At 42.2% G+C, this 21,509-nt stretch carries 17 protein-coding genes and 1 pseudogene; 13 read left to right on the forward strand and 5 right to left on the reverse strand.

The genetic code is table 11. The features are described 5' to 3' along the window. Positions 1–45 precede the first annotated feature (45 nt). Complete coding sequence (locus tag BW961_RS18355) at positions 46–1,146, forward strand: alpha/beta hydrolase (protein ID WP_068580011.1); 1,101 nt, start codon at positions 46–48, stop codon at positions 1,144–1,146. Positions 1,147–1,283: 137 nt separating this feature from the next. Here BW961_RS18355 and BW961_RS18360 read toward each other — a convergent pair whose 3' ends face one another. Further along, on the reverse strand, positions 1,284–2,294 hold the full coding sequence (locus BW961_RS18360; protein ID WP_068580012.1) for a bifunctional glycosyltransferase family 2/GtrA family protein: 1,011 nt from the start codon (positions 2,292–2,294) through the stop codon (positions 1,284–1,286). Between the two features lies 1 nt (position 2,295). Then, positions 2,296–3,273: a phosphodiester glycosidase family protein gene (locus tag BW961_RS18365; protein ID WP_068580015.1), complete on the reverse strand. Its 978-nt coding sequence runs from the start codon at positions 3,271–3,273 to the stop codon at positions 2,296–2,298. Positions 3,274–3,501: 228 nt separating this feature from the next. On the opposite strand from BW961_RS18365, the gene BW961_RS31955 reads away from it, so the two are divergent. The 9 genes and pseudogenes from BW961_RS31955 to BW961_RS18410 all read left to right on the forward strand — a co-directional run. Next, a complete protein-coding gene (locus BW961_RS31955; RefSeq protein WP_068580018.1) occupies positions 3,502–3,723 on the forward strand; it encodes a class I SAM-dependent methyltransferase in 222 nt (73 codons plus the stop codon). Between the two features lie 386 nt (positions 3,724–4,109). Next, positions 4,110–4,841 (forward strand): GntR family transcriptional regulator, encoded by a 732-nt coding sequence (locus tag BW961_RS18375; RefSeq protein ID WP_068580020.1) that lies wholly within the window; start codon positions 4,110–4,112, stop codon positions 4,839–4,841. Positions 4,842–4,959: 118 nt separating this feature from the next. Further along, positions 4,960–6,174, forward strand: coding sequence for an extracellular solute-binding protein (locus BW961_RS18380; protein ID WP_082867308.1), 1,215 nt, complete (start codon positions 4,960–4,962; stop codon positions 6,172–6,174). After that, entirely contained in the window at positions 6,161–7,003 is an 843-nt protein-coding gene (locus tag BW961_RS18385) for an ABC transporter permease (protein WP_068580022.1), read from the forward strand. Before BW961_RS18380 ends, BW961_RS18385 begins: the two co-directional genes overlap by 14 nt. Beyond that, positions 7,000–7,860, forward strand: coding sequence for an ABC transporter permease (locus BW961_RS18390; RefSeq protein ID WP_082867309.1), 861 nt, complete (start codon positions 7,000–7,002; stop codon positions 7,858–7,860). The genes BW961_RS18385 and BW961_RS18390 overlap by 4 nt, the downstream gene beginning before the upstream one ends. Positions 7,861–7,862: 2 nt before the next feature. Further along, the gene (locus BW961_RS18395) at positions 7,863–8,900 is read left to right on the forward strand and encodes an ABC transporter ATP-binding protein (protein WP_068580024.1); all 1,038 of its coding nucleotides are present in this window, start codon (positions 7,863–7,865) and stop codon (positions 8,898–8,900) included. Positions 8,901–8,985: 85 nt separating this feature from the next. Beyond that, positions 8,986–9,765, forward strand: a complete 780-nt coding sequence (locus BW961_RS18400; protein ID WP_068580026.1) for an alpha/beta fold hydrolase — start codon at positions 8,986–8,988, stop codon at positions 9,763–9,765. Between the two features lie 153 nt (positions 9,766–9,918). Next, the gene (locus BW961_RS18405; RefSeq protein ID WP_068580028.1) at positions 9,919–13,152 is read left to right on the forward strand and encodes a DEAD/DEAH box helicase; all 3,234 of its coding nucleotides are present in this window, start codon (positions 9,919–9,921) and stop codon (positions 13,150–13,152) included. Between the two features lie 96 nt (positions 13,153–13,248). After that, positions 13,249–15,336, forward strand: a pseudogene (locus tag BW961_RS18410) (alpha-amylase family glycosyl hydrolase); the annotation flags it as partial. Between the two features lie 20 nt (positions 15,337–15,356). On the opposite strand, the gene BW961_RS18415 reads toward BW961_RS18410, so the two are convergent. Continuing rightward, complete coding sequence (locus BW961_RS18415; protein WP_068580031.1) at positions 15,357–15,662, reverse strand: MGMT family protein; 306 nt, start codon at positions 15,660–15,662, stop codon at positions 15,357–15,359. Positions 15,663–15,867: 205 nt separating this feature from the next. Between BW961_RS18415 and BW961_RS18420 the strand changes: the two genes are divergently transcribed. The 3 genes from BW961_RS18420 to rnhA all read left to right on the forward strand — a co-directional run bounded on the left by BW961_RS18420 (position 15,868) and on the right by rnhA (position 19,289). Beyond that, positions 15,868–17,445 carry an ATP-binding protein gene (locus BW961_RS18420; protein WP_244555991.1) on the forward strand — a complete coding sequence of 526 codons (1,578 nt, stop codon included), beginning with the start codon at positions 15,868–15,870 and terminating at the stop codon, positions 17,443–17,445. Between the two features lie 186 nt (positions 17,446–17,631). Next, positions 17,632–18,528 (forward strand): AraC family transcriptional regulator, encoded by an 897-nt coding sequence (locus BW961_RS18425; protein WP_244555993.1) that lies wholly within the window; start codon positions 17,632–17,634, stop codon positions 18,526–18,528. Between the two features lie 107 nt (positions 18,529–18,635). Beyond that, positions 18,636–19,289 (forward strand): ribonuclease H, encoded by a 654-nt coding sequence (rnhA, locus tag BW961_RS18430; RefSeq protein ID WP_068580038.1) that lies wholly within the window; start codon positions 18,636–18,638, stop codon positions 19,287–19,289. Between the two features lie 150 nt (positions 19,290–19,439). Here the strand turns inward: rnhA and BW961_RS18435 are convergent, their stop codons facing one another. Together BW961_RS18435 and BW961_RS18440 are read right to left on the reverse strand one after the other, a co-directional pair. Next, complete coding sequence (locus BW961_RS18435; RefSeq protein ID WP_068580040.1) at positions 19,440–19,814, reverse strand: hypothetical protein; 375 nt, start codon at positions 19,812–19,814, stop codon at positions 19,440–19,442. Positions 19,815–20,114: 300 nt separating this feature from the next. After that, a complete protein-coding gene (locus tag BW961_RS18440; RefSeq protein WP_068580043.1) occupies positions 20,115–20,990 on the reverse strand; it encodes a cation diffusion facilitator family transporter in 876 nt (291 codons plus the stop codon). Positions 20,991–21,509: the final 519 nt, after the last annotated feature.

Below are 21,509 nucleotides of genomic sequence, written 5' to 3' on the forward strand. Positions count from 1 at the left end.
TAATTGATAAATCTTAAGAAAATTAGTAGGGAGATGAAGGATAAGATGAATGAAGACTATATGAAGTTGATAACGGTACTAGAGGAACAAACAGTGATTAAGAACGTCAAAGGGCTCGATATCATGATTAAAAAGCTTCCAGATTCAGATGCTGAGGGAGAAATGGATGCTCGCGTTTTGCAAACAACAATGGAAATGGCTGAGAAGATGGCTGCGATGGGCAAGCCACCTGAGGGAGAGCTTGACGCAATGGTAATGGTTCAGGGGATGCGTGCAATGATGGGCTGGCCGAATACAGATGTAACAACAACGGATATTCGTACAGAATCGAGAGATATAGAAGGTTCAGAGGGCTCGATCCCAGTTCGGATCTATTCTCCAGCTCAAGGATCGAATGTCCCAGCGGTAGTCTTCTTCCATGGTGGTGGTTTCTTGGGAGGCAATTTGGATGTAGTGGAGAATCCTTGTAAAGCAATTGCAGAGAAAGCAAATGCAGTTGTTGTTTCGGTGGATTATCGCCTAGCACCTGAGCATCCGTTCCCTGCAGGATTTAACGATTGCTTCGATGCTGTTCGCTGGGTATATGAGCATGCAGCAGAACTGAATGTAAATCCGAATCAAATCGCAGTATGTGGGGATAGCGCAGGTGGGAACTTATCAACGGTATGCGCGATGAAGGATAGAGATCTAGGAACGGGTATGATTAAATTCCAAGCATTGCTTTATCCAACGGTGAACATGGCGGGGACAGCAACGGATGATTTCGAATGGAATATCGAAGAGTATACGATTAACAATCATCACGAGCTGATCAAGGGACTATTAATGGGTATGGGTGATATGACCGCTATGCTGGACAACATTTATTTGCAAGGCAAGGTTCCTGCAACAAGCGCTTATACTTCTCCCTTACTAGTAGAAGATTTAAGCGGCATGCCTGACACCTTAATTATTACCGCACAGTATGATTATCTGACACTTGAGTGTGAAGCTTACGCTAGAAAACTACAACGTTCAGGCGTTAATACACAGTATATCCGCTATAATGGAATGGATCATGCGTTCATGGATAAAATCGGATTTTACCCACAAGCGGAAGATTGCATGAACGAAGTAGCCAAAGGAATTAAGCGTGTGTTTGGATAACAAAGTGAATGGCAATTAAATGATCGCTCTCTTTCATCATCCTTTTAATCACTATGATGAAAGAGGGCGATCTTTCTTTATTTAGTGAATAATTATCATGTCTCGCCTCCGCACATTAGGGGGCCTTTTTGCTGTATTTAATACACATATCTGCGCTGAGCCCAATAGCTGATAAGGAAGATGGACCCTTCGGTTAGTAGCTTTGCAAGAATTAGGGGCATGCCTATTTGTTCATGATACATAAATAATACGCCATAATTTAATAGAAGCACGACGAGGGCAAGGGTGAAGTATTTGGTCAATGAAGTGCTGAGTGTTGAATCCTGACTTGTTGAAAAAACATACCTTCTGTTCATTGTAAAGTTAAAGGTGGAGCTACAAATTCTTGATAACAGTACAGCTATAAACAGATTGCCTATGAAATACTGGATCAGGAGAAGTAGAACGAAATCCAAGATGCCAGACAAGAAAGATGAAGCACTGAATAGAAGGATCGGTAGATATACACTGATAGAATCCGTGAGTGGCCGGAAATGAGAGGACTTATTATGCTCCAAATAGATGGTGTTGATAAAAAGTTCATCGATGACATATCCATCTTTGTGTGCTCTCAACAGCATGTTCATCTCATATTCGAACCGTTCTCCTGGAATCTGACACAACCAGTCCAGCATATGAGCGGGAAATCCACGAAGTCCGGTCTGCGTATCATGGATCTTGATGCCAGTCGTGAAGGAGTACACCATTCGTGTGAGCGTATTCCCAAAGCGGCTACGTAAGGGAACTTTACCGCTGAATTGTCGACTTCCGAGGACAAGATGACGCCCCGGTTCGTCTAGCGCTTGGGATATTCTCATAATATCCTCGGGTAGATGTTGCCCATCGCTATCGGCACATACGATGTTACCTTGCTCACCGATATCTTTTAAATACTGAAATCCAGTTTTGAGAGCACCGCCCTTACCTCGATTAATGTCATGATGCAAGACGGTACAACCAGATGTTTCTAACACGTTGAAAATATAGTGGTATGATTCTCCACTACCGTCATCCACAACGACGATGTCTACATCGGATAGTTCCATGATGCGATCGACCAAGTGTAGTAGTCGTTCATCCGGTTCATAAGAAGGAATAAGTATAGTCATATTAATTCGCCTCTCTGATGTAAAGGATGTCGCTGACACCACGCTCTTTGTTTTTACCCAAGGGACTATTCACGACACGACCCATGAAGTACATCGTCGACGAGCCACCACCGTCTAGATTATAAGCTTCGGTACAACCGAGGTTTGCGAACACCTTTGCAAATTCAGATAAGGTCATGCCTTTACTGTAACCCGTCATACGACCATCAACGACGATGAATACATAATGATTAGGTGCAATCATTCCGATGCCTGTTCTTGGGTTCGAATTCTGGATGGAGCGGTTTCCAAAGTTAGTATCTATCTTCAAATGATCGAAATTATCGATAACTGTGCCGTCTTTAATCAGCGTCGGTCCAAAGGAGTATGTGTTGGTTACACCACTTGCGAGTAACGAGGTGGAAGAAAGCTCTTTTTCATCAAAAGATTTCATCGTACCGTCTTTGAATAACGCAAGGGCAGTCCTTACGGGGGTATCCCGATAAACAGTTCCATTTCGGATAATCACACCATCGTCACGGAACCCGTAATAATCGCCGTTAATGGCAAATATCGCATCGTTATTGGCAGCTATGGCAGAGGTTTTCTCAATAATATTGCGTCCAAAGCTATCATTAGCAAATGCTGATTGTAGGGTGTTTGTATCCTTAAGGACGACATCCGCGACATAGTAGGTGATTTGATCATTTCCAGAACCCGTCTGTACCTCATTAATCTTGATTTGGATATCGTCACTAGTATAACTAGAGTCGTCATATTTGGCGTTGCTAGGAGTGCTGATGTTAGTTGTATCACTAGCGTTGCTAGCCGTATTCTCGCCTGCATTACTGGATGTCCTATTCTCATGCGGCACGACAACTTCAACATGTTCGATCAAATATCGGTTCGCAAGGGCATATAGGATGCTTCCGATGCCAACAACAATGACGGTTACAACAATAAATAACGTTCGTTTCCTTTTCTTCTTGTTCATCTCCATAAGCGCCACTCTCCATCCATTTCTTCAATCCATTTGTTGTTATCAATGGGAGATTTACATCTACGAACCATCTTACATGTGTCAACTGAATTGAAACTGAATGGTAGTTGAATGTTTGATTAAAGAGTTGGGTGGATGGGGTTGCTAGAATAAAGGTGAAAGATTGTCATTTATGAAGATCGTAGGGATGATAGAATCGATATAAAGAGGAAGAAAAAGGAGACTTCTATGACGGATAAAAGGATCTTAGACAATGCAGATGAATACGATAATCCTATTCTGTACGACCTGGAGAATGATGCGTACATAGGGGAAGTTCCTTTCCTATCCGAATGGGCTTCAAGAAAGCCTGATGGTATTATCATTGATTTGGCATGTGGAACAGGAAGGGTCACGATTCCATTAGCAAGTATGACGCACTGCAACAGATCCAACACTACACAACGATAAGAAAGTATAAGAACGAAGATGGGCAATTAGTGAGCGGGAATCGAACGAATATAAGTCTGAGATATGTATATCCGAAAGAAATGGAACGTGTATTGTCTAACAACGGATTTGAGATTATACATATATATAAGGATTGGAATAAGAATGCTATAACCAATGAAAGTTATGAGATGATTTATGTTTGTCAGAAAACATAATGGATCCTAAATGAGAAGACTCCTGCTTGGTAGGGAGTCTGTTTCTTGATTGTGTCCTTCCTGTTTTTCTTCTAGAATAGGACTTGCGGCTGTCTAGACACTGCGATGCTCTTACATTAATAGGGTTCGTGTGTTTAGGATTTGTTAGCCGAGTGCAAATCTATAGTTAAGGATGGGATGAGTCCACTTATGAGCAATAAAACAAGGGTAAGTCAATATACGAGAATCAAAGAAGAGTTAGTTCGAAGAATGGAAAGTGGGGAGTTAAAGGTTGATGATAAATTGCCATCCGAGCCTGAACTGGCCCGTTATTTCCAAGTAAGTAGGGAGACGGTGCGAGCTGCAATTAAACAACTCGAGCAGGAAGGAAAGCTTGAAGTGAGAATTGGGATCGGAAGATTTGTGCGGCGTCCGTTGGCTGCGATTCCAAGCAGTATGACCCAATTCATGTCGACAGGGGAAGTTATACGTTCCGCCGGGTTGAAGGAAGGGCAATTGGAACAGTCGATTCGAACGGAGTTGTGTCAACCGGAATGGGCTGAGCGACTGATGATCGAACCCGGCACGTTAGTATTAGTAAATGAAAGAATACGGACTGCTAATCAAGAACCGGTTGCTTATAACATCAATATTATGCCATTAGTACTTGTACAAGAGGCGTTCAACCGGACACCGCTGAATGGATCGCTCCTTCAATTTCTGGAGGATGAATGCGGGATACGCCTTAGCGGAACTACCACTGAAATTGTTGTACCCCTACATACGGACCCAGCATACCTTAAGCTACGGGTTAAGCCGGATACGACCGTCCTCTTGATGAAACAAACTCATTTTGACCAGCATCAGCTACCAATCCTGTTCTCCTATGATTATTATCGAAATGATATATTTCAGTTCTGGGTGAATCGCGAAAGGAATTAGTAACCTGCAATTTATAAATTTAACACTCGAATGATAGTCTGTTAATAAATCATATCTATAATAGGTTTTGAAGGTGTCTAGACAGCATTGTCAAATCTTATAATAGAGGGTGGAGAAGATGAGGAAGGTAACTAACTTATTATGCGCTTTAACGTTAACCATGACTGTGTTATCTGGATGTGGGTCATCAGGAAATACAGAAACTTCAGTGAGTAACAAAGCAACTACGCCTACTACAACCGATACAACTGCTAAGGTAGTACCCACTAAGAAATACGAGCTGAACTTGGCTACCGCTGGTGACACGAACATGACAGATCTTCAGGAAAAATATATTGTGGGTGAATTTCAAGGGAAGTTCCCAGACTCGGAAGTACGTGTGGTAAACACGGGTGCAGGGGATGCGGGATCTCAGAAGATATTTGAGAAATTAAAGGCACAGAAAGATGCGGGGAAGACAGAGTGGGATATTGACCTTGCCATCGTACATCAAAGTGCAATGAAGCAATTGATAGACAACGATTTATTGGAACAATGGACTGAACAGTCTGCCAATAAACAATATATTGTCTCAGACGACAGTAAGAACAGTTTGGGAACAAATGTGGCGGGGTATGTTGTTCCGTTGTTCCACAGCCAAGTTGCACTCGCTTATAATCCTGAGAAGGTTACTGATTTTCCACAAAACTTCGAAGCACTGGTGACATGGATGAAAGCTAATCCGAAGCGCTTCGGCTATAACGGTATCCAGAATGGAGCGAGCGGCGTTTCCTTCGCCACAGCATATACATACTGGAAAACAGGTGACTACAAAGCGTTGAGTGAAGGTCCATACGATGCTGCTCTGGAGCAAAAGTGGCCTGCGGTTATGAAGGAACTCAAATCATTGCCTGTCACCTATACGAATGGTAATAACGGCACACTGGATATGCTTAACCGCGGTGAAATTGATATGGGCCCTGTATGGGTGGATATGTTCAATTCATGGGTTAATGAAGGCCGGATGAACCCTAAGTTCAGCATGAAATTAATTGAGCCTGGTATACCAGGACAGCCGATGTACATTGTCATTCCTAAGAATGCTAAGAACAAAGAAGCTGCGATGCAATATGCGGATCTCTTAAGTTCACCAGAGGTTCAAGCGAATATCATCGTGGGCCAATATAGCTGGAATCCGGGCATCGACGCTAGCGTTGTGTTTCCAATGGTTAGCGAAGAAGTGAAAGCCAAACTGTATAAGGATATCACGGCTGAGGATCTAAGCAAGAGATCGCAGTCTTTCCCAATCAGCGAATTTTTTGGCAACCTAAAGAGTGCCTATGAGAAGAATTAATGCATTCTCACTAACGTTAAAGCAACAACTCGCAGGAGCGGCGATTGCCGCCCCTGCGCTTGCTATTGTTACGCTGCTTTTTGTATATCCATTTCTGCGCTCCTTGCAATCTAGCTTTCGTTCGCAAGAAGGGGTATGGACGTTAGATAACTATAGTGAGGCACTTTCAATATACGGAGGCGACTATCTATACACCCTGTGGATCTGTGGAGTAAGTCTAGTGGCGCTTATCATCATTACAGCTATTATCGGTGGATTGCTACGGCTCGGTGTGTACCCGTTGCTTGAATTTATATTTAAAATTCCTCTCTTCGTTCCGTTCGTTGTGGTGGGTCACGCTATGCGGGTGTTCCTTGCACCCCACGGTACGTTGAATTCGGCGTTGTCTATAACCGGGATGTTTAATCCCGATATACTACCTTCCTTTGCCTTCTCTTCACTGGGCTTAGTTGCGGCACTTGTCTGGAAGAACCTTGGAATAGGACTTCTTCTCATGCTAGGTGCTTTCCGCTCGGTGAATGAAAGTATGCTAGAGGCAGCACGTGGGATGGGGGCAGGCAAGATGAAGCTCATTTGGCATTTTCTTGTGCCCATGAATAAGGGAAGCGTTGGAGTCATGGCAGTCCTAACCTTTACATCTATGCTAGGTTCCTTCTCTATTCCAGCGATGATTGGAAATGCCGGAGGCTCGCAAATGATAATGATGGATTTGTATCATCAGATTGTGTATCAGCAGAATTATGGGGTCGCGAACGCCATCGGGGTCTTAACTTACATCGCTTCGCTTGGAGCTGCGATCTATTATTTGAAGGGGGTAACGAAGAAATGAGCAAACCTCTAGAAGTTGCCTTGCTATCAGCCCCGATGTCAGAGCGTGGACCTTGGTTTTCTACTCTTCGTTTAACTCGACGCTTTGCGATTTATGCAATATCCATTTTTATGATTTTTGGGCCACTTTCGAGCTTGCTACTCTGGTCGGTGGCAGAGAAGTGGTTCTGGCCGAACCCATTCCCAACACAATGGGGATTTAAATATTGGCAACAGGCCTTTGAAGGGAAAATGTTGTCTTCTCTGGGACTAAGCTTTGGTATCGCGATTGTCGTGTCAATCATCTGTCTTGTTATCACGGTACCCTTGGCATATGTGATTGCGCGCAATCGGATTCCGCTGAAGCATATCGTGTTGCTTATCTTTCTATTACCACAGGCGTTCCCGCAGCTTCCTGTGTTCAGTAATGTGATGGTTCTTATGTATCGTTGGGATCTGGTAGGTACACTTACGGGATTGATCTTGATTCATCTCGTGGGTGCACTCGTATTTTCTTTATGGACGTTAGTATCTGTGTTCCAATCGATTGCCGAACCATTGGAGGAAGCCTCATATATGTTGGGGGGAAGTCGAATATATACTTTTTTTCATGTGGTGCTGCCGATAGCACTGCCTGGTATTATCGCTAGCACGCTTCTAGTATTTCTGTACTCTTTGGATGAATTCACAGGTAGTTTGCTCATCGGTGCTCCGTACCATATTACGATGCCTGTGTTTATGTATAATGCCGCTGGGGGTTACGAAATGCAAGTAGCTTCGGTCACGTCAGTGCTCTTGATGATCCCGGGTATTCTTCTGTTGTTCTTATTACAGAAGTATATGCGTTCAGAATATTTGGCTGCTTTTGGGAGGGTGTAATCATGGGGATTTATATTGAAGGATTAACGAAGGCCTATGGTAAGAAAAGAGGTATTACAGACATCAATATTCATCTGCCTGAGGGCGGATTGACAGCCATAGTTGGCCCGAGTGGCTGCGGGAAAACCACATTGCTACGAACGTTAGCTGGATTTCATACAGCAGATGAAGGACGTATATTGTTCGGGTCTCGGGATGTTACACGTATATCGCCACAAGGGCGGAAGGCCGCGATGGTGTTTCAGCACTATGCACTTTGGCCGCACATGACAGTAGCTGACAATGTAGGTTATGGCCTTAGGCTTCAGAAGGTGCCCGCCAAAGAACGAGAAAGACGGGTTCGCGAAGTGTTGGAGCGTGTTGAGATTGATACGTCAGACATCGGAGCGCGTTATCCTCAGCATTATTCTGGAGGTCAGCAGCAACGAATCGCATTAGCTCGAGCGCTCGTCGTTCAACCTGAAGTACTCTTACTTGATGAGCCGCTTTCGAACCTAGATGCAAAGGTGCGGCAACGACTTCGAATTGGAATTCGATCGATTCAGCAATCGTTTGGGATTACAGCGGTGTATGTCACGCATGACCAAGAAGAAGCGTTGTCCATGGCTGACTATGTCATTCTGATGAATGATGGCAAAGTAGAGCAGGCCGGAACCCCGGAAGAAATATACCGTAAGCCGTCTACTTACTTTACTGCCCAGTTTCTCGGGGAGAGCCATACGCTTACGCTTAAGTATCAAGGGAAGCCGCAGCGTCTTGTGCTACGTTCTGGAGACGCCTTAGTGACACCTGTTGTAGATGAATGGGGAACAAATGCTGAGACACTGGAGCGGTCGATAGCACATGAAGAAGTAATTGAGGAAGACGGAAGCTGGGTGATGGAAGGAGAGATTCGCCATCACTTGTTCATGGGGTCATATTATCGATACATGGTTGAGATTCAGGGACAGTCGATGTTTGTTGATGATGACCGTCTGTTGAAACCTGGCTCCTGCAAAGTTACCATCCCGACAGAGAAGGCATATTGGTTCGACATTTAAATGAATATTAAATAGGTATTCACCTATTCCTTTCGAAATGAGTATCTTGATTCTGATGAGATTTTTACGAATCGGGGGAATCAAGATGGGCTATTATGTGAATGTGGAACCGGGTGTGAAATATTATGTTGAAGATATAAATCCGGCGGGGAAAAAGACGATATTGTTTATACATGGTTGGCCTTTAAGCCATAAGCAGTTTGAGTATCAATTTAATGTTCTTCCTGCCATGGGATATCGCTGTATTGGGATTGACTGGAGAGGGTTTGGGAAGTCGGATAAACCTTTTGATGGGTACAATTATGACCGTTTGGCGGATGATATTCGGGCTGTCGTCTCTGCACTTCAATTAGAGAACTTCACAATAGCGGCTCACTCGACGGGTGGAGCTATCGCCATTCGTTATATGGGCCGGTATCAAGGATACGGCGTATCTAAACTTGTCCTAATCGATGCTGCAGCGCCTACTGGGTTTACGGCAGATACAGCGAATCAGTTTTTAGAACTAACGTATAATGATCGACCTAACATGCTTCAAAAAGTAACGGATATGTTTTTCTTTCAATATGTAACCAGCCGTTTCTCCGATTGGTTCTTTCAAATGGGGTTAGAAGCAGCGAGTTGGTCGACCGCGGCCATTATAGTGATGCTCAGAGATGAGAATGTGAATAATGACTTTGATAAAATAAATGTACCAACGTTAATTATCCATGGTATCCATGACAAAGTGATTCCATTTGCAAGTGCTCAGGTATTGAAAGCCAAAATACGAAATTCACAACTTGTCCCATTTCAATACAGCGGTCACGGTGGCTTCTGGGAAGAACGCGAGAAGTTCAATCAATTATTAACACAATTTGTTTAATAGCTACTACAGTCCGGCTCTCTCTTGAGGGCCGTATTTTCGTTGAGAAGAATGCTCTAATCATTCGCGCTAAAAGGGGCTGGCAGAAGAGTAGGAGATTATCTGTTATTATAGGAAATATACAATGCCCTTTCATTAGGAGGATACAAGGTAATGGATGTTCAGTTGACCCCAAGCAGCATTAGATTGTGGTGCGGAAAGAACTCCTATGTTAAAGGAGAGTCTTACTACCAAACGGGAAAAGTAACTTTTACATATACAGATTCGGATACTGGATTCTATACAGCGACTGTCAAAGGCAAAAGCACCGAGCAAGTTACGGTGAAGGTAGACTCCGAAGGTGATGTGTTTGCAGAGTGTACGTGCCCGACATTATCTTCGTATGATCTGTACTGCCAACATATCGCTGCGGTGCTTCTAAATATTCATGACATACAGCAGCGAAATGATAAGGAAGAAGAACCTCTTAGCGTATCAGCAGGAGAGACGCAATTGACCAACTTTATGTTGGAGTTATTTGCTGAGAAGACGATTCGTACAACTCATAAGCGCAAATACTTCGATTCAAGAACTCCGCTTGATATGGAGTTCACCTGCAAACCAATATATAACGGGTATCGAAAGTACATGTTCGGTATAGAAATGAAAATCGGTCCATCTCGGTTATACGTCGTGAAGAACGTAAGTGAACTCCTTGATGTCATTGACCGAGAGGAGACATATGTATTCTCCAATCTTTTCACATATGACCCAGAAATACATTGCTTCTCTAAAGAAAATGATGCGGTCATTCGCCATCTGATTGCGATCAATAATAGTGAAGAGATATACCAAGAACTTGCCATCATGGAAGCGAGTCAGAGGAACCGTTTGTTAATGATTCCTCCGATCTACTGGAATGATCTACTATTATTGTTAATGAAGGCACCAGTCGTTAAGTTGACTCAAGGGGATTTTGTACAAGATGGAATTTCAGTATCCGATGAGACGATCCCCATTCAATTTGAGTTCGATCATAATCCAGGACAAGGCTATTATTTAGACATCAAAGGGTTAGATGCGATTACAATCATGGAGTCATATGGCATCGTCTTATTCGGAGCGAAGCTTGTGAAGTTACCTGATGAGGAAATCAAACGTCTTGCAGAGTTGAAGCATATGGTAGAGACTTCCCACAAACAGCAGATCCGAATCGCACAGGAGCAACTTGATATTTTTATGGAAAAGGTCATTCCAGGCTTGATGAAGATTGGGAACGTCCATATCGCAATGGCTGTATCTGAGCGTATGGTGCAAACACCTTTGAAGGCTAAGTTGTACTTGGACCGTGTAAAGGATCGATTGTTAGCTGGACTCGAATTCCACTACGGGGGAGTCATTATCAATCCTCTAGATGAAGAGAATAACCAGCAACGTGGAGATGATCGCATTCTGATGCGTGATGGCGATCTGGAAATGAGAATACTCGATCTTATGGAACAAAGCACATTTGCGAAGTCGGAAACAGGCTATTTTCTAGCGGATGAAGATGCAGAGTATGATTTCTTATACCGAATCGTTCCAAAATTGCAAAAGATGGTCGAGGTCTATGCAACTACAGCAGTGAAAGCAAGAATCCATTATGGACTTACCAGTCCAAAGATAACGGTAGATATGGATTCCAGACATGATTGGCTAGAATTCAAGTTCGATATCGATGGAATTCCAGAACAAGAAATCCGTCATCTATTGAAGTCTCTTGAGGAGAAAAGTAAGTACTATCGATTATCAAGTGGTGCCTTAGTACCCCTAGAGGGTGAGAAGTTTCAGGAGATGTTGCGTTTCATGAATGAAGCGGGTATTGGAACAGGTAAGATGACAGGACCAGACATCCGTGTACCGGTTATTCATGGGCTTAAGCTACTGGACTATCAAGACACAGGTAAAACGATTCGGTTGAGTAAATCATTTCGTCGTCTTCTTGAGAACATGCGTAATCCTGATCTGATGGACTACCCGATGCCGGAAAGTCTTGCTTCGATACTTCGCGATTATCAGCAATACGGTTATCAATGGATGAAGACACTTGCCAACTATCGATTTGGTGGGATTCTGGCAGATGATATGGGGCTTGGTAAAACACTACAAAGCATTGCCTTCATTGTCTCCGTATTACCTGAGATAAGACGTGAGAAGATGCCAACTTTAATCGTTGCACCTGCCTCTCTTGTATACAATTGGCGCAATGAGCTGAAGAAATTTGCACCTGAAGTGATCGTGAATATCGTTGACGGTACGCAAGAAGAACGCAGTCGTATGGTGAAGAACGTATCAGGAGTGGATGTCCTGATTACCTCGTATCCGTTGATACGTAGAGATTTCGAATATTATGCTGGATCAACGTTCCATACACTGATTTTGGATGAGGCACAGACTTTCAAGAACCATACGACACAGACTGCACAGACGGTGAGAAGAATTAGGGCACGACATCGATTTGCCCTCACGGGAACACCCGTGGAGAATTCGATCGACGAGCTATGGTCTATTTTCGACGTGGTATTCCCAGAGTTATTTACAAGTAGAAAAGTCTTTGCGAACTTATCCCGAGATAACGTGGCTAAGCGAATCCGTCCGTTCTTACTGCGGCGTCTTAAGAGTGATGTGCTGAAGGAGCTACCGGACAAGATTGAGTCGATACAGGTATCCGAATTGCTACCAGAGCAGAAGAAGTTCTATGTGGCCTATTTGGCAGAACTGAAGCATGAAACGGTGAAACATTTGAAGGAGAAGAGCTTTCAGAAGAATCGAATCAAGATACTAGCTGGTTTGACGAGACTCCGCCAGTTGTGTTGCCATCCTGCGCTGTTCGTACCAGAGTATACGGGTAGTTCGGCTAAATTCGAGCAACTCATGGAGATCATTGAAGAATGTCGGAGTGCGGGTAAGCGAATGTTGGTATTCTCACAATTTACAGAGATGCTCGGCTTGATCAGAAGAGAAATGGGTCGGCAAGGCGTGCCATATTTCTACTTGGATGGACAAACACCTGCGTCAGATCGAGTGGAGTTGTGTAATCGATTTAATGAAGGAGAGCACGACTTGTTCCTCATCTCCCTAAAGGCGGGAGGTACGGGACTAAACCTTACGGGAGCAGATACCGTTATTCTCTATGATCTTTGGTGGAACCCTGCAGTAGAGGAACAAGCGGCTGATCGTGCACATCGCATCGGACAAAAGAAAGTTGTACAAGTCATACGCCTTGTTGCACAAGGCACGGTTGAAGAAAAGATGTATGAATTACAGCAGAAGAAGAGAAATTTGATCGACGAAGTGATTCAGCCGGGTCAACAGGATTTGTCAGTGCTGTCGGAGCAGGAAATTCGTGAAATTCTGATGATTGAGTAATGAGCTGAATCATGTTTCTCCTAATTCCAAGAATAGAATATTCATATCTATCTCATAATTGAAGTATATACTCGTGATAGATGGAATGGAGCGATCTCTATGGATTGGAAAGTACTCGATGAATTGTACTATTACGAGGGGGATGACCTCGGAGCAACATACAGGGAAAATAGAGTAACGTTTAAAATTTGGGCTCCAGTTGCAAGTAGTGTCACAGCGAATTTCTATGACAAACGAGATGCATCACAGTTTATTGGCCGTGTTAACTTGAACCTCGGAGATCAGGGTGTATGGTCAACGGAGGTAGTACCCATGGATCTGGGCGTTACCGATCTTCGGGGATATTTCTATCAATATGAAGTAACCAATAATGGGGAAACTAGGAAAGTTCTCGATCCTTATGCGAAATCAATGGCTATATGCAGAGTGGATACAAAGGGACAGCCAGGTCTTGATGGGGATAGGGTTGGAAAAGCAGCGATTGTTGATTTGAGTGAAACTAATCCTGACCAGTATGATTTTGCAAGTATTGAAGGGTACAACAATCGATGCGATGCAATCATCTGGGAAGTACATATACGAGATTTTACATCAGATCCTTCAATTGAAGGCGATTTGAATGCAAGGTGGGGAACCTTCAGTGCATTTAAAGACAAGATTGATTATATCCAATCCCTTGGTGTTACACATGTGCAACTACTTCCTGTGATGGCGTGGTATTTTGGAGACGAGGCTGCAATGGAGGAGAGACAACTCGAATACTCGGCTAAGGATAATACCTATAGCTGGGGATACGATCCACACCATTATTTCTCCCCCGATGGTGCATATTCAGAGGACCCTACCGATCCGCAACTGAGAATTAAAGAGTTAAAAGCATTGATTCATGCCATTCATGAAGCGGGAATGGGCGTCATATTAGACGTTGTGTACACACATGTGGCGCTAGCAGACTTTCTGAATGATATCGTTCCGAACTATTATGCATGGCAGAATGCAGAGGGACAGTTTATTGGTGGCTTTGGAAATAATCTGGCAAGTAATCGTAAGATGGCTAAGAAGCTGATGGTTGATTCTGTGAAGTACTGGTTCGATGAGTACAAAATTGATGACATGCGCTGGGATATGATGGGCGATTTAACTTATGAGGCTGTGCAAGAAGCCTATAATGCAGCAGCGGAACTCAATGCTAACGCATTGTTCATTGGGGAAGGCTGGAGAAGTTTTCAGGGACATTTATCAGAGCCAACGCTTGCAGCTAAAGGTGCAACCCAAGACTGGATGGATAAGACCAATGATGTTGGCGTATTCTCTGATGAGATTAGAAATGAATTGAAATCGGGATTTGGTCTTGAAGGTGAACAGAGGTTCCTTACAGGTGGAGCCCGAGATATATCAGTCATTTTTAATAATATAAAAGCACAACCTTCGAATATACCAACGGACAATCCGGGGGACATCGTGCAGTATATAGAAGCGCATGATAATCTCACCCTATATGATGTAATTGTACAAACGACCAAGAAGGATCCAGCCATACCGGCTCACGACATAGAAATACATAGACGAGTCAGACTGGGTAATGCATTGATTTTAACTTCGCAAGGAACTGCCTTTCTCCATGGCGGACAGGAATATGGTCGAACGAAACAGTGGATGGCGGATGGTATACCGGAACAGAAGTACTATGCTTTTGAGGATGAAGAGGGTCAGGTGTTCGGATATTTCATTCATGATTCCTTCGATTCATCGGATGCTATCAATAGATTTGATTGGGCGAAGGCGACAGATGCGCTTCGGTATCCTGTGAACCATATAACTAGGGAGTATACCGCAGGATTGGTGTCACTGAGGAGATCAACAAATGCATTTCGATTGGGTAATCAGGAATTAATTAATGCTAGCGTTACACGTATCGAGGCACCTGAAATGAAAGCATGCGACCTTGTGATCGGTTATAAGAATAAGGCAACGGATGGCACCGGGAACTACTACGTATTTGTGAATGCAGACAGTAGAACAAGGGAATTAACCCTGCAAGAGGACTTGACGGCGGGAGTAGTGTTAGTGGATCAGGATGAAGCGGGGACCGTAGAGGTGTCTAAGAAAGTAGGTTTTGAACTTTCAGCTCATTCGATTAGCCTAGATCCGTTAACCGTAGTTATTATTAACAAGATGGAATGATCGTTATGGTTCTACAGAACCTATCCATCATAACGATAGATGGATAGGTCGATCCGTCTGTCCTCGTTGGTCTTAATACCTTCTTCCTCAAGTAATACCTTTTGAAGAAAACGTGACTCATCTTCCGTAATAGCTATTTCACCCTTGGCGTTGATCACTCTGTGCCAAGGGAGATCATACTTATCACTCATCGTGTGTAGAATTCGAACAACTTGTCTGGCTCCCCGTGGACTTCCAGCAGATGCAGCAATCTGACCATATGTCATAACCTTGCCTTTAGGAATCGCTTGTATGATATCAATGACTTGTTGCGTAAATGGTTGCATTGGGTCCTCCTGATATTATTTATTTTCTAGTCTGATATTAGTGTATCATTTTTACTTTTCAATAAATAATTTCGCAGTTAATGTAACAAAATGTCTCTATTCACTAAGATTTAGATAGTGTAAGTAGGACTAGCGAGTTAGAATGAAGATAGCGCATACATATGAATCAAGAATGAAGTAATAGTAAAGAATGAAGGTCGATATAATGAAGGTTGACGAAATGATTAGGAGATCTAACCAACGATGTATAGAGCAAGGTCTCAGACCAGATATACCACCCGTATTTAAGCGGTGTTTCACTGATGAGGAGTTAGAGACAGAAAAATATAATTATAGCGAAGTATTAGAGGTAATAAACTACTTCGTTGATAAGTTTCTTTCCTCCACATCGGGGTATCCATATCTCATTTCAATCTCAAATCATGAGGGGTACATTATTTCATTTAGTGGGGATTCTTCGATAATTGAATCGGCTAGCCAGTTAGGTATTAAAGCGGGAGTACAATTTAGTGAAGATATGGGAACGAATGCCATTGCTTTAAGTCTTCGTTATGGTCAGCCTATTGAGGTCGTAGGCGAGGATCATTATCACCATGTATTGAAAGAGTTGGTGTGTTGTACCGCGCCTATCTATGGCGAGGGAGGTAATCGAATAGTAGGTACATTATCATTAATGACAGTGACCAACTATGCCCATCCTAGTTTACTTGCATTGATAAGTACGTTGGCGGATTCTATTGAACGTGAGATTCTATTACGTAGGCAGAATACAGAACATCATATTTTGAATCAGGTATTATTAGAGACGAATTATTATGGTGTTGTTGTAACAGATGCATTGGGACGCGTCGTCGAATTAAATGAGAATATCCTTAAAATGCTTAACTGGGATAATCAGGACAAAGAGCGATACCTCTATAGCTCTATATTTGAAGTAAATCTAATAGGTGATTTTTTTCAAGATGTCATCGACAAGGGTAAGGCATATGTTGGGGTAGAGTTAGCTCTGCAAGTGACGGGGGCTATTCGCTATTACATGTTGGATGTCGTTCCTATTTACGATCAACAAAAGCTAATTCGTATCGTCGGTACCTTACGTAATATTACGGAGATGAAACAAACAGAAGTATTATTGCGAAATACGGAAAAATTAGTGTATGCAGGTGAAGTGGCCGTAAGTATTGCCCATGAGATTAGAAATCCCCTCACAACCGTTAAAGGTATGATTCAATTGTCGGGAAAAGATTCGAAGTTGCTTCATTATGACCTTATTATGTCTGAGCTAGAGCGAATGAATGTTATCATTAATGACTTTATGATTTTGGGTAAACCTAAAGAAGTTCAGTTCTTAGAAGAGTATAGTAGTACAATTCTCCAAGAAGTGCTGAGTATCTTTCAAATTCATGCGGATATAAGTGATATTTCGATCGTAAGTGAAACTATAGAAGATGTACAAGTTAAGTGTGATCGTAATCAGTTGAAGCAAGTATTCTTAAACATCCTTCGAAATGCAATGGAGGCGTTACCCTTTGGGGGAGAGATCCACATCTCATTAGACATAGAAGGTTCTTTCCAACGGATAAGGATTACAGATAATGGAGAGGGCATGACCCCTGAAGTATTGAGTAGAATCGGCAATCCTTTTTACACAACTAAAAGTGATGGTAATGGACTTGGTATGATGATCGTGAATAATATTATTGCTTCACATCATGGACGTGTGAATATTACAAGCGAGGTAGGTAAGGGGACAACCATTGCTATCTTACTACCGATCAAGTAGATCTAGCTGTTAAGTGAAGTGGAACGAAGACAATAGAGCAACGGCTGCTAATAAGGTCGGATGCTCTTTTTGTAGTTGATTTGAATGCTCGCAAAAGATGTTCATTTAGGAACAGTCAGTACCTTTAGAAAGGGATACAATGGATGTACAGTTTATTGTGAGGGAGGGAGAAGATGAGTGAGCTACATGATGTGCTTTCAGAGGAGTATTGATTATATCGAAGAACACCTCAAAGAAAAAATTACTGTGGAAGAGTTAGCTCGAATCTCAGGATTCTCAACATATCACTTCTATCGTTTATTCTATATATACGTAGGTATGCCTCCTATGGACTATGTGAGAAAAAGGCGTCTTGCCTATGCAGTAGCAGAATTATTCCAAGGAAAACGTATCATCGATATTGCAATGGATTATGGCTTCGAGACACATGCGGGCTTCGGTAAAGCATTCCGAAAAGTGTATGGCTGCTCCCCCGAGCAATATCGTATGCATGCAAGTGAACGAATCCCGAGTAACGTTAACCTTAGGGCGTATCATAAATTTCTAAACGTAGGAGGAATTATTCTAGACCCTACCTTTAGTACCAAACCATCTTTTAGCATTATAGGGTATCCATTGCACACCACCGTCGAAGAGGATTATCAGAAGCGAGGAATTCCAGCATTATGGGATTACTTTAATGTAGAAGGACTTGAAGCGAACTTATATGAACAGATCAAGCCGAAGGAACACGGGGAGTATTGTTTATGTTATCCACCAAAAGACTTGGAGGCCGGTAGTTTCACATATGTCATAGGTGTTAAAGATGAATATTTTGAAAAAGCTACGCAAGATATGTTCACCAGCTTCGTTCCGGAGGCAACATATGCGGTATTCACCACGCCCCCTGCGAACTATGAAGATCATGGATTCGCACAAGCGATTGCGGGGACATGGAGATATATTTTTGAAGAATGGTTTCCGAATTCGGGCTATGAATTTGCACCAGACAAAGTGGATTTTGAGTTCTATGATGAAAGATGCCATAGCCAAATAGGTGCCGTAATGAATATTTATATCCCTGTCGTGAAATGTCATCCATAAATTACTTGGAAAGGGCTACACTTAAAGAAGGTCTATCTATCACTTAGCGTGTTAGCCGTTTATAATTATATATGGGTTTGAATGGACTGAGGAAGGGACGATTAGTCATGGCTAAACAAAAATATTATGTAGTATGGGTTGGAAATACGCCTGGAATCTACACGAATTGGCCTGAGTGCCAATCCCAAGTAGCGCAATTTAAAGATGCCAAATATAAGTCATATGAATCGAAATCAGAAGCGGAACAAGCCTATCGAGAGGGCTGGAAACAGCATTGGGGACAGAAGAAGTCAGAAGGTAGCACTCCTACGAGAAGTAGGACAAGTAAGCCTGCAGCCGAGAAGTCGATCGAAGAAATTGACTATAACAGCATTTCAGTTGATGTAGGAACTAGGGGGAATCCTGGGCCTATCGAATATCGAGGTGTTAATACGCAGACGGGAGAAGTTATATTCTCTCAAGGGCCTATTCTCAAAGGTACGAATAATCTCGGGGAGTTCCTAGCTATTGTACATTCCTTAGCGTATTTGAAAAAGGAAGGTAGTACAAAGACGGTATATAGCGACTCTCGAACTGCTTTGAAATGGGTGAGAGAAAAGCAAGTTGCGACAACGTTAGAACGTGATGAATCAACGAAGGAAGTATGGGGTCTAGTGGATCGCGCGCTACATTGGTTACAAACGAATCACTATGATAATCAGGTACGTAAGTGGGAGACGAAAGAATGGGGAGAAATCAAAGCCGATTATGGTAGGAAATAAATAATGGTATAAGATAATAGAAGTAAAGTCTCTTAAATGTGAAAAAAGTGAGATACAAACTGTGGCCAGTTTGTATCTCACTTTTCGTTAATCCTATCTCTTAAGGCACCCCGTTAACACGGACAGTGCCCCCTATTGTACGATGTCATATTATAGACCATGCACACTTTGTGTAATTAGATCTCTGACTTCAGATTTCTGTTCGTTATATTGTTGATCCGTAAGGTTACCACTAGCATAACGCGAGTCTATTTGAGCTGTTAATTCAGCAACCTGTAAGCTAATCACCTTTTGAACATCAACATTATTATCTTTTGCAAGATCAGCAAGTGTACTTCCATCATATAGTGCATTATATAATTCTTCATTAGAAGAAAGCTTAAGAACGTGAAGTAAGTCTTCTTTGACTGGAGCGGTTGTATTAAGGTCTAACATAATTGGACTTGCACTTACATGGCTGTTCCAAGAAATTCCACCGACGGTTATAGCAAATACCATGCTGCCGACAATAATGATTTTCTTCATAAGTACCTCATTTCTATATATGTAATTCTGATATAAATATTTAATGTTGTGGTGCGGTCAGTTCTTCTTTAATCCATCGTGATATCGTAATTATAAAGCTCTTACCTTAGTAGCAGCTTAAATTTGGTTTAAGATACGTTAAAATAAGAAAAACCTTCTCAAGATGTAACCTATGTATAAATTGAACTAAAGTTTTGTTTGTCCTCAAGATACGAGGATTTATCTTTATTTCACTTTATATAGTTAACCATCTTATGAAGGTTTCAAACATTATATTCAATTTATTGTGAAAGTATCATTTCAGTCTAATGTTTCTATAGGTTCAATATGAACATGAATATGTGAAATCTTATGTTCAGTCAGCATACGGTCCTCGATTTCTTCTGATATATCATGACTTTCCACGACATTTAAGTAACCATTTACCTGAATAGTTACATCAACCAACACATTGTTCCCTAGTATTCGAGCTTTAATATCTTTTATAGACTCCACACCTGGGGTGTCAGCGACCGTCTGTTTTATTTTAACAAGCTCTTTCTCATCAAAACCATCAGTTAAAGCATGAGAGGCATCCTTGAAAATATCCCAAGCCGTTTTAACAATAATCAGTCCTACGAGAGTGGCAGTCAATGGATCTAACCAAGGTAATCCGAACTGAGACCCAACGATTCCAATGAAAGCACCTATACTGACAAGGGCATCTGAGCGGTTATCCTGTGCTGCTGCTGTAATGGCGTGGCTGTTAATTCTTCTTGCAAGACGAATATTATATCGATACACAAACATCATAACGAGAGCACTGAACAATGCCGTCCATGCTGCAATCATATTTGGAGTACTTATAGTAGGTTCGAAGAATTTCTGTACCGCTTGATATAATACTTGCGCTCCAACAGCGATCATAATGAAGGATGCTACTAATGCAGCCACTGTCTCAGCACGGAAATGTCCATACTTATGATCATGATCGGGTGGTCTGCGAGAAATCTTTAGACCAATCAGAACGGCGAATGAGGCAATGATGTCGGTTGTATTGTTTAGACCATCGGCAAGTAATGCTTCCGATCCAGCAGTGAAACCAATGAATAATTTAAGAGCAGAGAGACATACATAGGCAATGATACTGACCCATGCACCTTTTTCGCCTTCTCTAATTTCGTTGTAAGCATCCAAATTAGCGTGACCTCCGAATTTTATGGTCTACTGATCATACTGGAAACGACATGTGTGGGTCTAGAGAAACAGTCTTGCCCTAGACCTCAAAAATAGTACATCAACAACTTATTTAGTTCGGGTGAAGTCCACTATAATGAAGTAATAATTCATAGAGGCATCTATAATAGGGCTATTACAAGGTTGATGGACAGTTATTTCAGTGAGAAGCCTCAAATAGGATGAGTTAATAATTAACCGCTAACTACTTAGTAGGGATAATAGAGTGGATGTGACCGGATATTTGTCAATTATTACAACTTGTTATTATAGTACTAGACATGATATATTCTTATTCCGGCCAGTAAATAACACATTTATTGAATCGGCAAGCCAATATCGAATGAAACTTAAATCGAAAAAAAGCTTGCACAAACGAACCGGACATGATATGATATAAAAGTTGTCACCGGGACACACTGGTAACAACAAAACGAAATAATTGGTCTTTGAAAACTGAACAACGAGTGAGTAGATTTC

This window comes from Paenibacillus macquariensis (assembly GCF_900156375.1).
In the GTDB taxonomy this organism is placed as follows: domain Bacteria; phylum Bacillota; class Bacilli; order Paenibacillales; family Paenibacillaceae; genus Paenibacillus_AQ; species Paenibacillus_AQ macquariensis.

Coding starts and splice junctions, on each gene's coding strand:
- BW961_RS18355 (WP_068580011.1), top strand. CDS start 46: ATGAATGAAGACTATATGAAGTTGATAACGGTACTAGAGGAACAAACA.
- BW961_RS18360 (WP_068580012.1), bottom strand. CDS start 2,294: ATGACTATACTTATTCCTTCTTATGAACCGGATGAACGACTACTACAC.
- BW961_RS18365 (WP_068580015.1), bottom strand. CDS start 3,273: ATGGAGATGAACAAGAAGAAAAGGAAACGAACGTTATTTATTGTTGTA.
- BW961_RS31955 (WP_068580018.1), top strand. CDS start 3,502: ATGACGGATAAAAGGATCTTAGACAATGCAGATGAATACGATAATCCT.
- BW961_RS18375 (WP_068580020.1), top strand. CDS start 4,110: ATGAGCAATAAAACAAGGGTAAGTCAATATACGAGAATCAAAGAAGAG.
- BW961_RS18380 (WP_082867308.1), top strand. CDS start 4,960: ATGAGGAAGGTAACTAACTTATTATGCGCTTTAACGTTAACCATGACT.
- BW961_RS18385 (WP_068580022.1), top strand. CDS start 6,161: ATGAGAAGAATTAATGCATTCTCACTAACGTTAAAGCAACAACTCGCA.
- BW961_RS18390 (WP_082867309.1), top strand. CDS start 7,000: ATGAGCAAACCTCTAGAAGTTGCCTTGCTATCAGCCCCGATGTCAGAG.
- BW961_RS18395 (WP_068580024.1), top strand. CDS start 7,863: ATGGGGATTTATATTGAAGGATTAACGAAGGCCTATGGTAAGAAAAGA.
- BW961_RS18400 (WP_068580026.1), top strand. CDS start 8,986: ATGGGCTATTATGTGAATGTGGAACCGGGTGTGAAATATTATGTTGAA.
- BW961_RS18405 (WP_068580028.1), top strand. CDS start 9,919: ATGGATGTTCAGTTGACCCCAAGCAGCATTAGATTGTGGTGCGGAAAG.
- BW961_RS18415 (WP_068580031.1), bottom strand. CDS start 15,662: ATGCAACCATTTACGCAACAAGTCATTGATATCATACAAGCGATTCCT.
- BW961_RS18420 (WP_244555991.1), top strand. CDS start 15,868: ATGAAGGTTGACGAAATGATTAGGAGATCTAACCAACGATGTATAGAG.
- BW961_RS18425 (WP_244555993.1), top strand. CDS start 17,632: ATGATGTGCTTTCAGAGGAGTATTGATTATATCGAAGAACACCTCAAA.
- rnhA (WP_068580038.1), top strand. CDS start 18,636: ATGGCTAAACAAAAATATTATGTAGTATGGGTTGGAAATACGCCTGGA.
- BW961_RS18435 (WP_068580040.1), bottom strand. CDS start 19,814: ATGAAGAAAATCATTATTGTCGGCAGCATGGTATTTGCTATAACCGTC.